This window comes from Paenibacillus sp. J31R120 (assembly GCF_056269225.1).
Genome location: NZ_JBWDNN010000005.1, coordinates 1 through 15,549, shown reverse-complemented (window position 1 = coordinate 15,549; position 15,549 = coordinate 1). Strand labels below are relative to the sequence as shown.

Annotated in this window: 14 protein-coding genes; 10 read left to right on the top strand and 4 right to left on the bottom strand. The window is 51.5% G+C overall.

Annotated features, from left to right (window positions below; all coding sequences use genetic code 11):
• Positions 1-72 precede the first annotated feature (72 nt).
• Positions 73-705, top strand: a complete 633-nt coding sequence (locus tag AC0YNW_RS18425; protein ID WP_475833188.1) for an O-methyltransferase — start codon at positions 73-75, stop codon at positions 703-705.
• A gap of 283 nt (positions 706-988) precedes the next feature.
• Here the strand turns inward: AC0YNW_RS18425 and AC0YNW_RS18420 are convergent, their stop codons facing one another.
• The gene (locus tag AC0YNW_RS18420) at positions 989-2,215 is read right to left on the bottom strand and encodes an MFS transporter (protein WP_387476181.1); all 1,227 of its coding nucleotides are present in this window, start codon (positions 2,213-2,215) and stop codon (positions 989-991) included.
• Positions 2,216-2,650: 435 nt separating this feature from the next.
• Here AC0YNW_RS18420 and hemE point away from each other — a divergent pair, with 435 nt between their 5' ends.
• From hemE to AC0YNW_RS18390, 6 genes are all read left to right on the top strand, one after another.
• A complete protein-coding gene (gene hemE, locus AC0YNW_RS18415) occupies positions 2,651-3,721 on the top strand; it encodes a uroporphyrinogen decarboxylase (RefSeq protein WP_387476183.1) in 1,071 nt (356 codons plus the stop codon).
• The gene (gene hemH / locus AC0YNW_RS18410) at positions 3,714-4,664 is read left to right on the top strand and encodes a ferrochelatase (protein WP_475833187.1); all 951 of its coding nucleotides are present in this window, start codon (positions 3,714-3,716) and stop codon (positions 4,662-4,664) included. Before hemE ends, hemH begins: the two co-directional genes overlap by 8 nt.
• Positions 4,665-4,669: 5 nt before the next feature.
• Complete coding sequence (hemY, locus tag AC0YNW_RS18405; protein WP_475833186.1) at positions 4,670-6,091, top strand: protoporphyrinogen oxidase; 1,422 nt, start codon at positions 4,670-4,672, stop codon at positions 6,089-6,091.
• Positions 6,092-6,206: 115 nt separating this feature from the next.
• The gene (locus AC0YNW_RS18400) at positions 6,207-7,508 is read left to right on the top strand and encodes a CapA family protein (protein ID WP_475833185.1); all 1,302 of its coding nucleotides are present in this window, start codon (positions 6,207-6,209) and stop codon (positions 7,506-7,508) included.
• A gap of 31 nt (positions 7,509-7,539) precedes the next feature.
• Positions 7,540-8,340, top strand: coding sequence for a glycerophosphodiester phosphodiesterase (locus AC0YNW_RS18395; protein WP_475833184.1), 801 nt, complete (start codon positions 7,540-7,542; stop codon positions 8,338-8,340).
• A 15-nt stretch (positions 8,341-8,355) separates the two neighbouring features.
• Positions 8,356-9,189 (top strand): DUF92 domain-containing protein, encoded by an 834-nt coding sequence (locus AC0YNW_RS18390; RefSeq protein ID WP_475833183.1) that lies wholly within the window; start codon positions 8,356-8,358, stop codon positions 9,187-9,189.
• A gap of 854 nt (positions 9,190-10,043) precedes the next feature.
• On the opposite strand, the gene pepF is transcribed toward AC0YNW_RS18390, so the two are convergent.
• The 3 genes from pepF to AC0YNW_RS18375 form a co-directional block, all read right to left on the bottom strand.
• On the bottom strand, positions 10,044-11,849 hold the full coding sequence (pepF, locus tag AC0YNW_RS18385) for an oligoendopeptidase F (RefSeq protein WP_475833545.1): 1,806 nt from the start codon (positions 11,847-11,849) through the stop codon (positions 10,044-10,046).
• Between the two features lie 198 nt (positions 11,850-12,047).
• Positions 12,048-12,239 (bottom strand): hypothetical protein, encoded by a 192-nt coding sequence (locus AC0YNW_RS18380; RefSeq protein ID WP_387476195.1) that lies wholly within the window; start codon positions 12,237-12,239, stop codon positions 12,048-12,050.
• Between the two features lie 121 nt (positions 12,240-12,360).
• Positions 12,361-12,594 carry a hypothetical protein gene (locus AC0YNW_RS18375; RefSeq protein ID WP_475833182.1) on the bottom strand — a complete coding sequence of 78 codons (234 nt, stop codon included), beginning with the start codon at positions 12,592-12,594 and terminating at the stop codon, positions 12,361-12,363.
• A 159-nt stretch (positions 12,595-12,753) separates the two neighbouring features.
• Here AC0YNW_RS18375 and AC0YNW_RS18370 point away from each other — a divergent pair, with 159 nt between their 5' ends.
• From AC0YNW_RS18370 to AC0YNW_RS18360, 3 genes are all read left to right on the top strand, one after another.
• Positions 12,754-13,461 carry a class I SAM-dependent methyltransferase gene (locus tag AC0YNW_RS18370; RefSeq protein WP_475833181.1) on the top strand — a complete coding sequence of 236 codons (708 nt, stop codon included), beginning with the start codon at positions 12,754-12,756 and terminating at the stop codon, positions 13,459-13,461.
• Positions 13,462-13,558: 97 nt separating this feature from the next.
• A complete protein-coding gene (locus AC0YNW_RS18365; RefSeq protein ID WP_119799235.1) occupies positions 13,559-13,756 on the top strand; it encodes a cold-shock protein in 198 nt (65 codons plus the stop codon).
• Between the two features lie 645 nt (positions 13,757-14,401).
• A complete protein-coding gene (locus AC0YNW_RS18360) occupies positions 14,402-15,055 on the top strand; it encodes a hypothetical protein (protein WP_475833180.1) in 654 nt (217 codons plus the stop codon).
• Positions 15,056-15,549: the final 494 nt, after the last annotated feature.

Here is a 15,549-nt window from a genome sequence, read left to right as displayed (position 1 = left end):
TAAAAACATACAATTAAGTATAGGTCAAACGGCCGTGCATTTACAAATCAAACATACGGGGAGCTTACGGCAATGTCTATTGAAGAACAATACATAGATTCACTATATAGAAAAGATGATCAACTGGAGCGTGTAAAAGAAGGAATCGCTGCGCATGGCATGCCGGATATCTCGGTTGCGGACGGCTACGGAAGATTGCTAACTATGCTGGTTGGCATGTCCGGGGCAAAAGATATTTTGGAAATAGGCGCTTTGGGCGGATATAGCGGAATATGCCTGGCGAGAGGGCTGGGCGATGGGGGGACGCTGCTATCGCTGGAGCTGCTGCCTCATTATGCGGATGTCGCACGCGCCCATCTGGAGGAAGCGGGTTACGGAGCCCGCGTGGATTACCGGACTGGCGACGCCAAAGAGAGTCTGGCTCGGCTGAAGGAAGAGGGTCGCACATTCGATTTCTTTTTTATCGACGCCGACAAAGAAGGCTATCCGCTCTATCTTGATTTCGCGATTGAGCTGGCAAGACCGGGTGCCGTTATTGTAGCCGACAACATATTGCTGCGCGGCAGAACGACGAACATGGATAAGCAAGGCCCGGCTGTGCTCGCGGTACGCAGCTTTAATGAAAGAATCGCCACCGACCCGCGCCTCGAAAGCACAATCCTCCCAGGCTACGACGGTCTTGCGATCGCGCGGGTGAAGGGGTAACACGCCCAGTGAGTGAAACAGTCCAGAGACGATAGATGCTCTCTGGACTGTTTTTGTTGGTGTGGTTGCAGCAGGTGCGTGCAAGCCGAGAAATTCGGCTTGGGGAGTCCGCGGAGCTGCTGGAGATGCCTGCATGCCGAGAAACTCGGCTTAGACAGTCCCGCCAGTGTCTGCCGAGACAGAAAAAAGCCGAGCCACTCGGCAAATGTTGCTAAGCAGCTCGGCTTCCAAATAAAAAAAGCGGCAAACGCCGCTTGCTAGCAAACCTCCAATTTCTAAGAAGTCATGACGAAGAAGTACCGCTGCCGTGTCTCGGCGAGCGTTTGCTCAGCAGCGAGAACCAGACCCATACGCCGTTGAGCAGCATCAGGATGGCCGACATGACGAACAACCCTTGGATGCCGATATAGCCGGAGAGCGCACCGCCGGTAATCGGTCCGATCATGTTGCCAAGGCTCATCGTGCTGCTGTTAAAGCTGTAGGCACGGCTTTCCATACCGTCAGGCGTATGGACGCGGATAAGCGAATTAACAGCAGGAATGAGTCCGCCCAAAAACAACCCAAGTCCAAATCTGGCCAGCAGCAGCATGAATACGGAATCGGCCATCGCTTGGGGGATAAAGGCCAGCGCCGCGCCAACTAGAGACACAGCCAGCACCCGCTCCGCGCCGATGCGGTCGCTCAGCTTGCCGAGCAGCGGCGAGGCGAGCATGTTCGACAGACCGGTTACCGAACCGACGAATCCGGCGAGAAACGCGATGTTTTCCAGTGAACCGTGCAGCTCCTGCACGAACAGGGGAATGAGCGTCATCGGGCTCATCATGGCAAACTGGATGAGGAACGTTACGCCATACAGCGACATGAGCTGCGGAATGCGGCTGATTCGCTTAAGCCCGTCTATTACGGATGCTTGAACGCGGGTAGCGGCTTTTGCCAGGTCGAACGATTCTTTTACGACAAACAGAGCCAATAAGGAAGCGGCAAACAGAAGTGCTCCCGTTATATAAAAGATAGGCCGGTAGCCTACAGCGTCGACCAGCAGTCCGCCCATTAACGGACCCAAAATAGTGCCCGCCATTGCGCCGGACTGGATTGTGCCCATGGCAAAGCCTGTACGTTCCTTCGGTGTCGTTGCCGAGATCAGCGCGATCGATGCCGGATTAAAACCGGATATCGTGCCGTTCAGCATGCGCAGCAGCAGAAGATGCCACGGGCTCGTGGCGAAACCCATCATGACCATGACGATCGCCATGCCGAAGCCTGAGCGGAGCAGCATCATTTTGCGTCCGTAACGGTCGGCTAGCTTGCCCCAAATCGGCTGAAAAATAAACGCGGTAACAAAGTTGCCTGCAAATATAAAGCCTGCCCATACCCCGATTTCATGAGGATCGGAGAGGCCAAGCTCGAATTGCAAATAGAGGGTGAGAAACGGAATGATCATCGTCATGCCGCCCATGACGAGAAACTGTCCGAACCACAGCACAATTAGATTCTTTTTCCACTGTTCCATAGCGTTAGTATATCATAATCGTTCCATTCTAATCGTTGCATAGTTGCGAGGCTTAGCTTGCTGAATTGAGATGGATCGGGTTTACATTTTGACCAATGGAATCTCGATGTTTGGAGGGTAATAGCGTTGTTTAGCCAAACGATAATGAGAGAGGAGGAAGGTAAGTAAGAGTTGCGAGGGCATGAAGAGAGGAGCTTATTGGCGTGGAAGGATATAAGATGTATGGGTATCTTGAAAGCACATTTAACCATGATAAGCTGGTGATATATAGGGACAAACAAGCGTCGTGGGAAGGATATTTCAAGCAATTTTCATGCAACTATTCCTTGATTGTCATACTATTGTCATAGGAACCAAAGCTACAGCGGTTGTTAGGGTTCGGGAAAAAGGGCATAATGAGAAGCAGAAGAAACTACATAGAAATGGGGAACGGGAATGTCTTATAACGACCGTTTCATTCGGGCAAGCCGGAAGGAACTTGTGGATCGCGTACCAGTATGGTACATGAGGCAAGCAGGGAGATACGATCCCGATTATCGCAAAATCAAAGAGAAGTATTCCTTGCTTGAAATATGCAAGCAGCCAGAGTTGGCTGCCGAAGTAACGCTTATGCCGGTGCGCAAGCTTGGCGTAGATGCGGCTATTCTGTATTCGGATATTATGAATCCGGTTGCGTCTATCGGCATCGATTTCGATATTGTGGCGAACATTGGTCCAGTCATTCATAATCCGATCCGTTCCGCGGCTGATGTAGAACGTCTGAAGCCGATTGACGTGGAAGGCGATCTGGGCCATGTGTTGGAGACGATCCGCATTTTGGATCGTGAGTTGGAGGTTCCTCTTATTACGTTTGCAGGAGCGCCGTTTACGATTGCTAGCTATCTGATCGAGGGGCGTCCGTCCAAAAACTATCTTCGCACAAAAGAGCTTATGTACAGCGAGCCGCAAGTATGGCATTCGCTTATGCAGAAGCTTGGCGATATGGTTATCGCTTATTTGCGTGCCCATGTGGCTAACGGCGGCAAGGCGTTCCAGCTATTCGACAGCTGGGTTGGCGCGCTTTCTCCAGCGGACTTCCGCAAGTTTGTCCTGCCTACGATTGAGCGTATTTTCAACGAGCTGAGCGATTTGCCGCAGCCGAAAATCTACTTCCCGGGCGTAAGCTCAGGCGAGCTGCTGCCAGAGCTTCACAATGTGGAGGCGAACGTGATCGGTCTGGACTGGCGCGTATCGATAGAAGAAGGACGCCGCAGACTGAATCATCAATATGCGGTGCAGGGCAACCTGGACCCTACCATTCTAACTGCGCCTATGAGTGTCATTGAGTCATATGCAGCTGAGATCATTGATCAAGGCATTCAGGAGCCTGGCTTTATTTTCAATCTGGGCCACGGACTATTCCCGGAAGCGTCGCTGGAGAAGCTGGCTGAATTGACGGCGTTTATCCACTCATATTCCGAAAAAGCGATTGCGGCACAGAGCAAAGGGGAGGCCCGCCATGTCTAGCAGCGAACACAAAATCGGTGTACTCGTCATGTCCTACGGCACGCCGGAATCGATGGACGATGTTGAAGCGTACTACACGCATATTCGTCGCGGACATCCGCCGACAGAGGAACAGCTGAAGGAACTGACGGATCGTTATGAAGCGATCGTCGGAGGCGTATTCCCGCTCCGCGAGAACACAAACGGCCAGGTCGCCGGGTTGCAGGACAAGCTGGATACAACCGCGCCTGGACAATATGTTTGTTACCAAGGGCTAAAGCATGCCCGTCCCTATATTGAGGATGGTGTGGAAGCGATGGCTAAGGACGGCATTCGCCGTGCTGTGGGCATCGTGCTCGCTCCTCATTTTTCAACGATGAGCGTAGGCAGCTACATCAAGAGAGCAAAGGAGAAAGCGGACGAGCTTGGCATCGAAATGTCCTTTGTCGAGCAGTATCACCTTCATCCGAAGCTGATCAAAGCGCTAACCGAGCGTGTGGAGAACGGATTGTCCGTACTGGCGAAGACAGCAGGCGTCGAAGCGAAGACGAAGGTGCTGTTCAGCGCGCACAGCTTGCCGGAGAAGATCAGAGAGCTGGGCGACCCGTACGAGAAGCAATTACTGGAGACATCCGCTGTTGTTGCTGAAGCTGCGGGCGTACAGGATTGGCAGTTCACATGGCAAAGCGCTGGCCGGACTCGTGATCCGTGGCTCGGACCTGATATTCTGGAGACGCTGGCGACGATCGCAGGTGAAGGCGTGGAAGCAGTGCTTGTGGCACCTGTCGGCTTCGTATCGGATCATCTAGAGGTGCTGTATGATCTGGATATCGAAGCGAAAGCGGAGGCGGAGAAGATCGGCATTAAGCTGGAGCGCATAGCGATGCTGAATCGTGATCCGCTTTATATGGAGACATTAGCGGAGTCGGTACAAGAGGCTTCGGTCAAGAACGGAAAGGAATGAATAGAATGCGGAGTGCAGAAGCGATTGATCGAATTGTCATTATTGGCGGGGGGATCAGCGGACTGAGCTCCGCTTTTTATTTGCAGCGGGAAGCGGAGCGGCAAGGACGGAAGCTTCATCTTACGATCGTAGATGAAGCTCCTGTCCTTGGCGGAAAAATCAATACGCTGCAACGTGACGGCTTTGTCATCGAGAAGGGACCGGATTCCTTCCTTGCGCGCAAGCAAGCCATCATCGATCTGGCGAAGGAGCTTGGTCTGGAAGATGAACTGACAGCAACCAATCCCGCCGCCAAAAAGACCTATATCATGCATAACCGGAAACTGCACGCGATGCCGCCGGGACTCGTGCTGGGCATTCCGACAGAGATCGGTCCCTTCATGAAGACCAGTCTGCTGTCGCTTGGCGGCAAGCTGAGAGCGGTGATGGACTTGTTCATGCCTGCAAAGCCTGCGGATGGAGACGAGTCGCTGGGCGGATTTCTGGAAAGACGCGTCGGCACGCAAGTAATGCGGAGAATTGCCGAACCGCTGCTGGCCGGCATTTATGCGGGAGACTTGAAGAAGTTGAGCCTTAGGGCCACCTTTCCGCAGTTCGGCGACTCGGAGCGGAAGCACGGCAGCTTGATAAAAGGCATGATGCATAACAGGAAAGCTACAGCTGCAGCTGCGAAGGGAAAAGCGCAAGGAACGACGTTCCTGACGTTCAAGCAAGGGTTGTCCACGCTTGTTCGGGCGCTAGATCAGGAGCTTGGCGGAGTGGAACGCAGGCTTGGCGTGAAAGTGGCGGAGCTTGCTAAGTCCGGGAGCGGATATACGGTGACGCTGGCTGACGGAGAGAAGCTGGAGACGGACCGTATTATTGTGACGGCTCCTGCCTTTGCAGCTGCCAAACTGCTGGAGCCGCTGGTGGCGTGCACCGAGTTGAAGGACATCCGATATGTGTCGGTAGCCAACGTCGTGATGGCTTTTGACAAAAAAACATTTGGTCTCGACTTCGACGGCTCCGGCTTTGTTGTGCCGCGTTCGGAAGGGCTTCATATTACGGCCTGTACTTGGACGTCGAGCAAGTGGCTGCATACCAGCCCGGAAGACAAGGTACTGCTGCGTTGTTATGTCGGCCATTCTGAAGATCAGGAAAGCGTCAAGCTGCCGGATGATCAACTGGTTGCCGCGGTGCGCAAGGATATTAGGGAGACGATGGGCATTACGGCAGAACCGATGTTTACGGAAATTACGAGACTCAATCATTCGATGCCGCAATATCCGGTCGGCCATATCGAGAAGATGCAGTCGCTGCGCAGCCGCTTGAAGTCGGAATTGCCCGGCGTGTGGGTGACGGGGGCCGCTTTCGACGGTGTAGGCTTGCCGGATTGCATCCGCCAAGGTAAAGAGGCAGCAGCCGAGCTGTACCCGGCAACGAATTAATCTCGCAATTAGAATGCTCTTTTTTTGACAGATTCTCTTCGCTTCCTCACGGGTAAAAGGTATAATGAGGAAGTCTAGTATCTAGCAGAGAGATCTATCAAATAAGGAGCATTTTATGACATTATCCAGATCAGAATCGCGCCAAAAAGAAAAAGCGCAGCGCGAAAAGCGGCGGCGACGGACGCTTAGTTTATCAATTGTGTTAATTGGAACCCTTCTTGTCGTGGCTGCTCTGGGATTGACTTGGGGCTCGAAAGCAGGGTTGCCGGATTGGTTCTCCTGGCCGGGCGGCGGCGAAGAGCAAGCGCTTGTGAATGATCCAGACGGACCAGATGACGGGGCTGCCAGTCCGGAACCTACTGATCTGCCCGATGATCCTGTGTCCACGGATGAGGAAGCAAATGAAGAGCCTGATGCCAGCCCTCCAGCGGAGGGAGGCACCGGGGAGATGAGCGAGCTTATCAGCTTGTCGTTCGTAGGCGATATGATGCCGGGTGAATACATTAATCGTATTTTGCTGGAGAAGGGTTATGATTTCCCTTATCAAAAGGTATTGCTATATCTAAGCGAGCCGGACATTATGGCGGGCAATCTGGAGCTTCCGATAACAACAAGAGGAACGCCGATCGAAGGAACGCCCTATGTGCATAAAGGTTCGCCTGAGGCGCTGCCGCCTCTTCGCGATGCGGGATTCGATGTGCTGAGCCTGGCGAATAACCATGCGCTGGATCAGGGGCTGGAGGGCATGCATGATACGATGAAGCATTTGCAAGAAGCTGGCATAGGGTATATGGGTGTCGGCAATAACGATGCGGAAGCGTTCGCTCCATACGTGATGGAAGCGAGAGGCTTCAAAGTTGCGTATATTGGCGTTAGCGGAGTTATCCCGTACACACATCTGAAGGCGGATCGCAATACCCCCGGCATCGCAGAGACCTATGAGACCAAAAGAACAGTGGCGGCGATCGCAAGCGCGAAGGAAGACGCGGATCTCGTCATCGTAATGGTGCATTGGGGAGAAGATGCGGCAGATAAGCCGAAAAACCTTCATCGGAATTATGCCAGGGAATATATAGACGCAGGGGCTGACATCGTCATTGGCAGCCATCCGCATGTGCTGCAAGGCTTTGAGAATTATAAAGGCAAATGGATTGCGTACAGCCTGGGCAATTTCGTCTATGCTACCAATCCCAAAAGCCCGCAGGGAGACACAGGCGTATTGGATGCCGTCTGCAACAAAGCGGGCGAATGCACGCTGAAATTCAATCCGATGAACGTTATCGGGTCGCAGCCTACCCCTCTCGAAGGTGAGGCAAAGCAGCAGCTGCTTGAGCGATTGTCATCGATTTCGTTCGGAGTCACACTGGATTCCGAAGGCTCCGTCATCCAACAAGAGACTGCGGCGAAGGCACCATGAGATGGGATAACGGAGAGAGGATGGGAACTGCATGAATAACCCGTGCGTAGCGCATCGGGGCTGGTCCGGCCGTGCGCCGGAAAATACGATGGCTGCGTTCCGAATGGCGCTGGAAGCCCCGGATGTGGCCTGGATCGAGCTAGATGTTCAGTTAAGCAAAGATGCCGTACCTGTCGTCATCCATGATTACAATCTGAGACGTACGACCAATGGAAGAGGAGAGGTGCGTGATTGGACGGCAGCGGAGCTGGCCTCATTGGATGCCGGCAGCTGGTTTTCTTCCAAGTTCAAGGGAGAGTCGATTCCTACACTGGACGACGTGCTTCGTGAGTCGGCGGGCCGGGCCAAGCTGAATATCGAGCTGAAGACGGACGGCATCCGCTATCCTCATATCGAGGAGAAGGTGCTGGAGCGCGTCTACGATCATGGAAGAATGGATGACGTCGTACTTACTTCCTTCCATCTTGGAACGCTTCAGCGGCTTCGCAAGCTGTCGGATCACGTTCGAATCGGGCTCATTCTGGACGGCTGGCGCAATACGCTTCTTCATGAGCTGCGCGAGCTGAAGTCGGATTTTTTATCGATCGGCTATACGAAGCTGAATCCGGCCAGAATGGCGCTGTTGAATGAAGCCGGCATCCAGACGATGGCATGGACGGTTAATGACAAACGCAATATGCGCAAGGTGGCGGCGCTTGATCCCGCCCTTCTGATCTGTACGAATTATCCGGACCGCTACCGGGAGGTAGTGTCGGAATCCGGCTCTAAGCCTATGAGCAGACGCATGCTGGAAAGCTCGAAGAATTGGTTCAGGTTCAAGCCGAATAAGTAGAATGAAGGGATGCACATGGTCGGATTTATCGATGAATGGTGGCTGAGGCTGCTTATCGGTCTGCTGGGCAGCGGTCTCGCTGCTGCAGCAGCCTACCGCGCCCGCGCTTTGTCGGGATCGGGAGCTTGGTCGGCTATGGCGATGGGGACAGGCTTTGTCACTTTCGGCGAACCGGTTTGGTTCGGTGTACTTATCGCATTTTTTATTTCGTCTACGTTTTGGTCCAAGTGGAAGCGCCATACGAGGTCCAAGCGGGATGCAGAAGCGAAATATGCCAAAGGCGGGCGCCGCGATGCGGGACAAGTCTGGGCCAATGGCGGTGCAGGTCTCGTGCTGTGCGTCCTGCATGCCTTATTCCCTCATGACGGCTGGCTGCTCGCCTATATTGGCGTCATGGCTTCGGTCAACGCCGATACATGGGCGACCGAGATCGGCGCGCTCAGCCGCTCTGTGCCGCGATCGATCGTGAGCGGCAAGCAGGTTCCGACCGGCACGAGCGGCGGAATTACGCCGCTCGGCAGCGCAGCAGCGCTTGGGGGCGCCGCATTCATCGGCGCCGTGGCAGCGCTGCTGCTGGCTATCCCGCAGCCCGGCGTCGCTGCGGCGGGATTGATCGCCGCAGCAGCCGCGGCTGGCCTGGCCGGCGCCTTCGCCGATTCGCTGCTAGGCGCGACGGGCCAGGCTATGTACCGCTGCCAGGTATGCGGCAGCGAGACAGAGCGGGTCAGCCATTGCGGCAGCCCGACCCGGCACATACGCGGCTTCGCCGCGCTAGACAACGACAGGGTGAACCTCCTGTCGTCACTTCTCGCCGGCCTGCTGGCTTTCGCCATCGGCCAGCTCCTCTAACACAAGCGGCTTCTCCCGCTGGCACAGGCTTATGTGCCGGACATGGAGAAGCCGTTTTTTTTGATAGGCGAAGGTGTTGAGAAGAGCCAACTGGGGAAACTGATGTGGATTGTGATGATGGAGCCAAATCGATACTATAGCGTCATGAAGATGCTGGCTTCAGCATACTCGCCAACGGTAACGAATTACCGTTGTATAGCACCACTAACTGATCGCTTCCTGAGTTTTGAGCGAAATAGTATTGCATGACAACACTAAATTCACATTTTTGTCGGATAGGATGAATTAGCATTGTGCAGCACCACTAATTTACTGATTCAGCAGTCTGGTGCGAAATAGTGCTGCGTGACACCACTAAATTCACATTTCCGTCGAATTGGATGAATTAGCGTTATGCAGCACCATAAACTGACCAAAGCCGAGTAAAGTGCAAAACAACGATGTGTGACACAACTAAATTCGCATATTCGTCGAATTGGAGGTATTAGTGTTATGCAGCACCATAAACTGACCAAAGCCGAGTAAAGTGCAAAACAACGATGTGTGACACTGCTAATTTCCATTTTCACAAGTTGAATGAATGAACGTGCGCGATGTGACGGGCACCTAATTCAAACGCTGAAATCACCACAACCACTCTAACCAACTCATACTCTCCGATTTTCTTTTCTTGACCGAGCACCTGACCTCCTAAAGTTGTCTGCAACCTCCAAATAACCTCCTTCACATAACCTTCCCGCATAACCTCTATAAAAAAAATACCTTCACATCCGCATGCATGCGAATGTGAAGGCCTACTTTATCGTACGAAGCCTCAGCCGCCTTTAATTAGGCAGCCTGAGCCACGTTCTTAGTTATTTTTTCGCTCTATCGCTCGTCAGCTGCTCCATCTGTGCAATCAGCTGCTCGAACACGCTCATGGCTTGCTCGATCGGCTCAGGAGAGGACATATCGACGCCGGCTTTCTTCAAGATGTTGATCGAGAAGTCGCTGCCGCCGCTCTTCAGGAAGCCGAGGTAACGTTCAACAGCAGGCGCTCCTTCGTCCAAAATCTGCTTCGAGAAGCTCGTAGCCGCAGAGAAACCGGTCGCGTATTTGTACACATAGAAGCTGGTGTAGAAGTGAGGGATACGCGCCCACTCCATCTCGATGTCTTGATCCACAACCATGCCAGGGCCGTAATACAGCTTGTTCAGATCATAGTAGATCTTGCTCAATTCCTGAGGCGTCAGCGATTCACCCGCTTCTGTGCGCTCATGGACGATCTTCTCAAACTCGGCAAACATCGTCTGGCGGAACACCGTTGTACGGAATTGATCCGCGTAGTAGGTAAGCAGGTACATTTTTTCCTTGGCATCCGTTGATTTCCCGAGCAAATAATCCATCAGCAGCGCTTCATTCAGCGTAGAAGCAACCTCTGCCAAGAAGATCGTATATTGCGCGTCGCGATAGTTCTGATTCGTATCGGAGTAGTACGAGTGAAGGGCATGGCCCATCTCATGCGTCAGCGTGAACATGCTGTTCAGGTTGTCTTTATGGTTCAGCAGCACGTAAGGATGCGTGCCGTATGCGCCCCAGCTGTAAGCGCCGCTGCGCTTGCCTTCATTTTCATACACGTCGATCCAGCCTTGGTCAAAGCCTTCCTGCAACACGTTCAAGTAGTCTTGACCCAGTGGCTTCAAGCTTTCACTAATCGTTTTCTTCGCTTCCTCGAAGCTGATCTCCATATCGAATTCCTCGACAAGCGGAGCGAACAAATCGTACATATGCAGCTCATCCAGCCCAAGCAGCTTTTTGCGAAGCTCCATATAACGGTGCATGAGCGGAAGATGCTTGTGGATCGTATCGATCAGATTCGTATACACTTCCTTCGGAATGTTGTCGCCGTACAGTGACATCCCGAGCACAGAGTCGTATTTGCGCGCCTTGGCGTAAAATGCGTTTTTGTTGACGTTGGCATTCAGCGTGGAAGCCATCGTGTTTTTCAGCTTGCCGTATGTATCGTACATCGCTTTGAACGCTTCGCGGCGCACATCGCGGTTTTTGCTCTCCAGAAACTGAATGTAGCGGCCATGCGACAGCTCAACTTCTTCGCCGGCTTCGTTTTTCACTTTAGGGAACTTCAAATCTGCATTGTTCAGCATGCCGAAGATCGTGCCGGGAGCAGAGCTGATATTGCCAACCTGAGCCATAAGCGCTTCTTCGTTTTTGGACAAAATATGGGCTTTCTGCCGTCTCATCTCTTCGAGCGTGTGGCGGTACTTGGCAAGCGATTCATTGTTGATCATCGCATCCAGCTCGCTGTCGGAGAGGCTTAGCACCTCAGGCGTTACGAATGACAACGCTTCTCCTGTCTCTACACTCAATTTTTTCGATTTGTCAGAAAGAGCTTGGTTGACAGGTTCGGCAGTATCTTCGTGATGGCGCATATTGGCATACACATAAAGCCGCTCGACATGGAGGGATAGCTCGTCTTCCAGCTCGAAACATGCCTTAAGCTGAGCAGGATCGCTTAGCTTGCCTTGGAACTGGTCGGCTTTTTTGATCAAATCCTTAGCCTTGGCGTATTCTTGATCCCAGGATGATTGATTGGCGAACAAATCTTCCAGCTTCCAGCGGGATTCGACCGCAGTTTCAGAACGTTTCGGTACGTGATTCATCGTATTCCTCCTTGAGATAGATGGGATGGATTGCTTATCGCCGGCTTCCTGCGGAATTGCCGGTTGGGCTGCTGCGCCTTGAGTTAGGGATAGCGCAAGCAGCAGGGGCAGCCATTTCATGTTAGGATCACCTCGCAAGACACAGTTTGCCCATACTATGCCCTGCTGGGATGAAAGTTATGCTAATTGGCGAGAAAACTAAGTGGCGTCCGAACCCATGGTGAACAAGCTGTACACAATGAGGAAAAAAGCGAACGCAATCATGGCAATGGAGACAAGCGCCAACCCGCGGCGCATCTTGGGCGGCAACGTATCCCGCTTCATGACAATGACGGCCCCAAGGGAAAACGCCGCAATAATAAAGATGATAGAAGATGTCATTGGATCCATGTTATTTCTTACTGCCTCCTAAACGTTTCTATGCGTACGGGTGTACCGTTATGTTCGCTGCCGCTGCTTCATATTCCTTTTCTTTGCAGGGGAAGCAGGCAAGCTAACAATCGGAGACGGCTTATACTTCGCGGAAAGCGTCCATGATCGCTTTCAGTTCTTCTTCCCTGCCTTCGAACTTTTCCGCACGGAATCGATTTCCAGCCCAATGCATCATCTCTGGACGGCTGACGAATGTATGACATTCCTCGCCCCATTGATCGGAAATTTCGCGTACGATTAGTGTCTTGCCTTGAACCTCTACGGTCAGCATATTGTAATTATCCTGTTTGTAGATTTGATGTTTTTTAAACATAAAATTTTCCACCTTCACTTGTGTTAATTATGGTATAGTTACCATGATAGCCATTATGAAGCCGCTAAGCAATAAAAGCGGACCAGTTGGCATGAATCCAGCACTGTTTTGCGCAGAGATGAGAAGAGTTGAGTTGAGATGAGACGAGGAGAGATGGACATGTCAAAAACGTTTTATGAGCAAGTAGGCGTCGCCATGACGTGCAGAGGATTCGAGGAATATCGGGCAATGTTTCAGTTGACGGATCATGAGCTTGCGGCAGGACCTATCCTTGATGTTGCTAGCGGCGGTTCTTCTTTTACGGCTGAGGCCAGAAGGAAAGGGTACGACGCGATGGCAGTAGATCCCCGTTATTCAGGAGATATGAGCGCATGGGTAGAAGAGGCGCGCAATGAGATCGAGATGTCTACGGCCAAGCTGGAGGGACTGAAGGATCGATTTGACTGGAGCTATTACGGTTCGCTGGACAACCATCGCTGCGGCAGAGTAAAGTCGTTAAAGCTATTCGAGGAACATGTGGCATCGGCTGAAGGGGGACATCGCTATATCGGCGGATCGTTGCCTGAGCTGCCTTTTGATGATAATTGTTTTTCGCTGGTGCTGTGCAGCCATTTTCTCTTTTTGTACGCAGAGCAGTTCGGCTATGCATTCCATGAAGCATCCATTCGCGAGCTAATGCGCGTATGCAGGCCAGGCGGTACGATTCGGGTATATCCTTTGACGTCGCTGAAATGGGAGCCGTACGAGAAGTTGGACGAACTGATGGAAGCCGTGCGGAAAGCTGGAGGAACGCCAGACATCCGCGCATCGGGATTGCCATTTATTCCGGGCTCCGATCGTATGCTTAATATTGTGATGAACGCATAAATCCGCTATTTTTTACTGAAATTGCAATTTGAATTTCGACTCGGTATAATGATCTCACGCTGATGCAATCAGCTGAACATTTAGGAGGTCATGAACGTTGAAAGGTACAGTTAAATGGTTTAATGCAGAAAAAGGCTACGGTTTCATCCAAGTGGAGGACGGAGAAGACGTGTTTGTACATTTCTCCGCGATTCAAAGCGAAGGCTTTAAATCACTGGAGGAAGGCCAAGCGGTCGAGTTCGATATTACTGAAGGAAACCGCGGCGCTCAGGCGGCCAACGTCCATAAACTATAGGTTTATCGGTCGACAGCTTAAAACGTAGAAGAAGGCTCCCTGCTCAGGGAGCCTTTGTTATTTACGAAGGAAGGTCATATTCCTCTGGTGGCGGCTGGTTGCACAAATAATTCCTCCATGCGGGATCGAAGCTCCTTTGAGTCGGTGTAGTAATGATCGCCAATGGAAGTCGTGAAGAAGGCCAGCTTTTCTTCTCCCCGCTCTAGAATATACACGAGGTATAAGTAACCGACCCCGTCTTCCCGGTCGGGCGAAGGGTCGCTTGGTTGATCAGGTAGTTTCATAGTTGTTAAGAGGAAGTTGAAAGTTGAATTGGTGTAGGAGCTAGTGAGGCTGCAGTGGCTGAAAAGATGTTCATATGTTCGATATTGAGCTGAGTTAATGGCTGCTGACGAACAGATTACGTAAGTATTTATGGAGTAATTCGTCTGTGAGCGGACGCAATCCTTTTTATTGGCAGCGAGTAGAAATCAGGATGCTTAGCAGGATGGGCGTCTCATGCAATAATCCAGCATTGAACACTTAACATGACTGGGGTACAATCGAGTAAGTGAATCATCTCGCGTAAAGAATGCGCTGTTCGTCTCGTATGAGGCTGACAGCGCATTTTTTGCGTTATCGATTAAGAATGGGAGGAAATAGTGGATGAGTACGTTATTTGAAAAGCAGTTTGAAGTATTCCTGGAGAGTCAAAGGACCAAGGCGAGTGCTAGACGGCTGGAGATGCTGGAGCGGGATTTGACGGGAACGATCAAGCTGCTTAGAGAGGTGATTTGGCCGATTTTTCGGAGCTTTGATGGTTTCGAGCTTGAATACGAGATGAGAAGTCCAAACGGAGTAACCATGTTTATAGATGTGTTTTATCAACCGTATTGCATCGCTTTTGAGTGCGATGGTTATAGTGCTCATGTTGAGTTGATAACTAGAGAACGGTTTAATTTTGAAAAAAGCAGGGTACGATCCATGTTGTTGAAGGGGTATGCCTACGTTCCGTTTAGTTGGGATGAGCTCGATAAAAAGTCGGTTTTTTGCAGAAGTTTTGTATATGAGTTACTTGGGAGATATAGCAGCAGTGCAGTACTTACACTCTATGAGCGTGAGATAATCCGGTATGCCGCGCAATTGAACCGACCATTTCGCTTGAACGATATTTGCGACTGTTTGGGGAAGAAACGTGATTTTAGTATGAAAACAGTAGCTTCTCTGATGCAAAAACGCCTCATACAACCAGTGCGCCCATTAAGTCAAAGAAATCATGAGTATGTGCTTAGTGAGGGGTCATTGCAGCAAATACGTTAGGGCCAAGTTGTGGTTGCTTTTATCGTGTTAGAAGTAGTGTGCATAGTTAATATGTGCAGGGTTGTTTTAAGTGTAGGCGTGGGTGTGCGTTTAAAACTCGACTAAAACGGGCTCCAAATTGAGAGGAATTTAACAGCGATCAAGTTGATGTGATGCGAAAATATAATTTGGATAGAGAGCTAAGTCGGCAAGACCAACTTAAAAGGGGCTAGCGCCTGAGTGAGCAGGAATAAGTCGGTCAAACCGACTAAAAGCAAGGCAAAGCGGATTTCCGAGGGATTAGGTCGTTCATATCGACTTAAAAGGGAGACAGCGCTCGAAAAGGCAGGAATAAGTCGGTCAAACCGACTAAAAGCAAGGCAAAGCGGTTTCCGAGTGATTAAGTCGTTCATATCGGCTTAAAAGGGTGACATCGCTCGAAAAGGCAAGAATAAGTCGGTCAAACCGACTAAAAGCAAGGCAAAGCGGGTTTCCGAGGGATTAGGTCGTTCATA

Coding starts and splice junctions, on each gene's coding strand:
- AC0YNW_RS18425 (WP_475833188.1), top strand. CDS start 73: ATGTCTATTGAAGAACAATACATAGATTCACTATATAGAAAAGATGAT.
- AC0YNW_RS18420 (WP_387476181.1), bottom strand. CDS start 2,215: ATGGAACAGTGGAAAAAGAATCTAATTGTGCTGTGGTTCGGACAGTTT.
- hemE (WP_387476183.1), top strand. CDS start 2,651: ATGTCTTATAACGACCGTTTCATTCGGGCAAGCCGGAAGGAACTTGTG.
- hemH (WP_475833187.1), top strand. CDS start 3,714: ATGTCTAGCAGCGAACACAAAATCGGTGTACTCGTCATGTCCTACGGC.
- hemY (WP_475833186.1), top strand. CDS start 4,670: ATGCGGAGTGCAGAAGCGATTGATCGAATTGTCATTATTGGCGGGGGG.
- AC0YNW_RS18400 (WP_475833185.1), top strand. CDS start 6,207: ATGACATTATCCAGATCAGAATCGCGCCAAAAAGAAAAAGCGCAGCGC.
- AC0YNW_RS18395 (WP_475833184.1), top strand. CDS start 7,540: ATGAATAACCCGTGCGTAGCGCATCGGGGCTGGTCCGGCCGTGCGCCG.
- AC0YNW_RS18390 (WP_475833183.1), top strand. CDS start 8,356: ATGGTCGGATTTATCGATGAATGGTGGCTGAGGCTGCTTATCGGTCTG.
- pepF (WP_475833545.1), bottom strand. CDS start 11,849: ATGAATCACGTACCGAAACGTTCTGAAACTGCGGTCGAATCCCGCTGG.
- AC0YNW_RS18380 (WP_387476195.1), bottom strand. CDS start 12,239: ATGGATCCAATGACATCTTCTATCATCTTTATTATTGCGGCGTTTTCC.
- AC0YNW_RS18375 (WP_475833182.1), bottom strand. CDS start 12,594: ATGTTTAAAAAACATCAAATCTACAAACAGGATAATTACAATATGCTG.
- AC0YNW_RS18370 (WP_475833181.1), top strand. CDS start 12,754: ATGTCAAAAACGTTTTATGAGCAAGTAGGCGTCGCCATGACGTGCAGA.
- AC0YNW_RS18360 (WP_475833180.1), top strand. CDS start 14,402: ATGAGTACGTTATTTGAAAAGCAGTTTGAAGTATTCCTGGAGAGTCAA.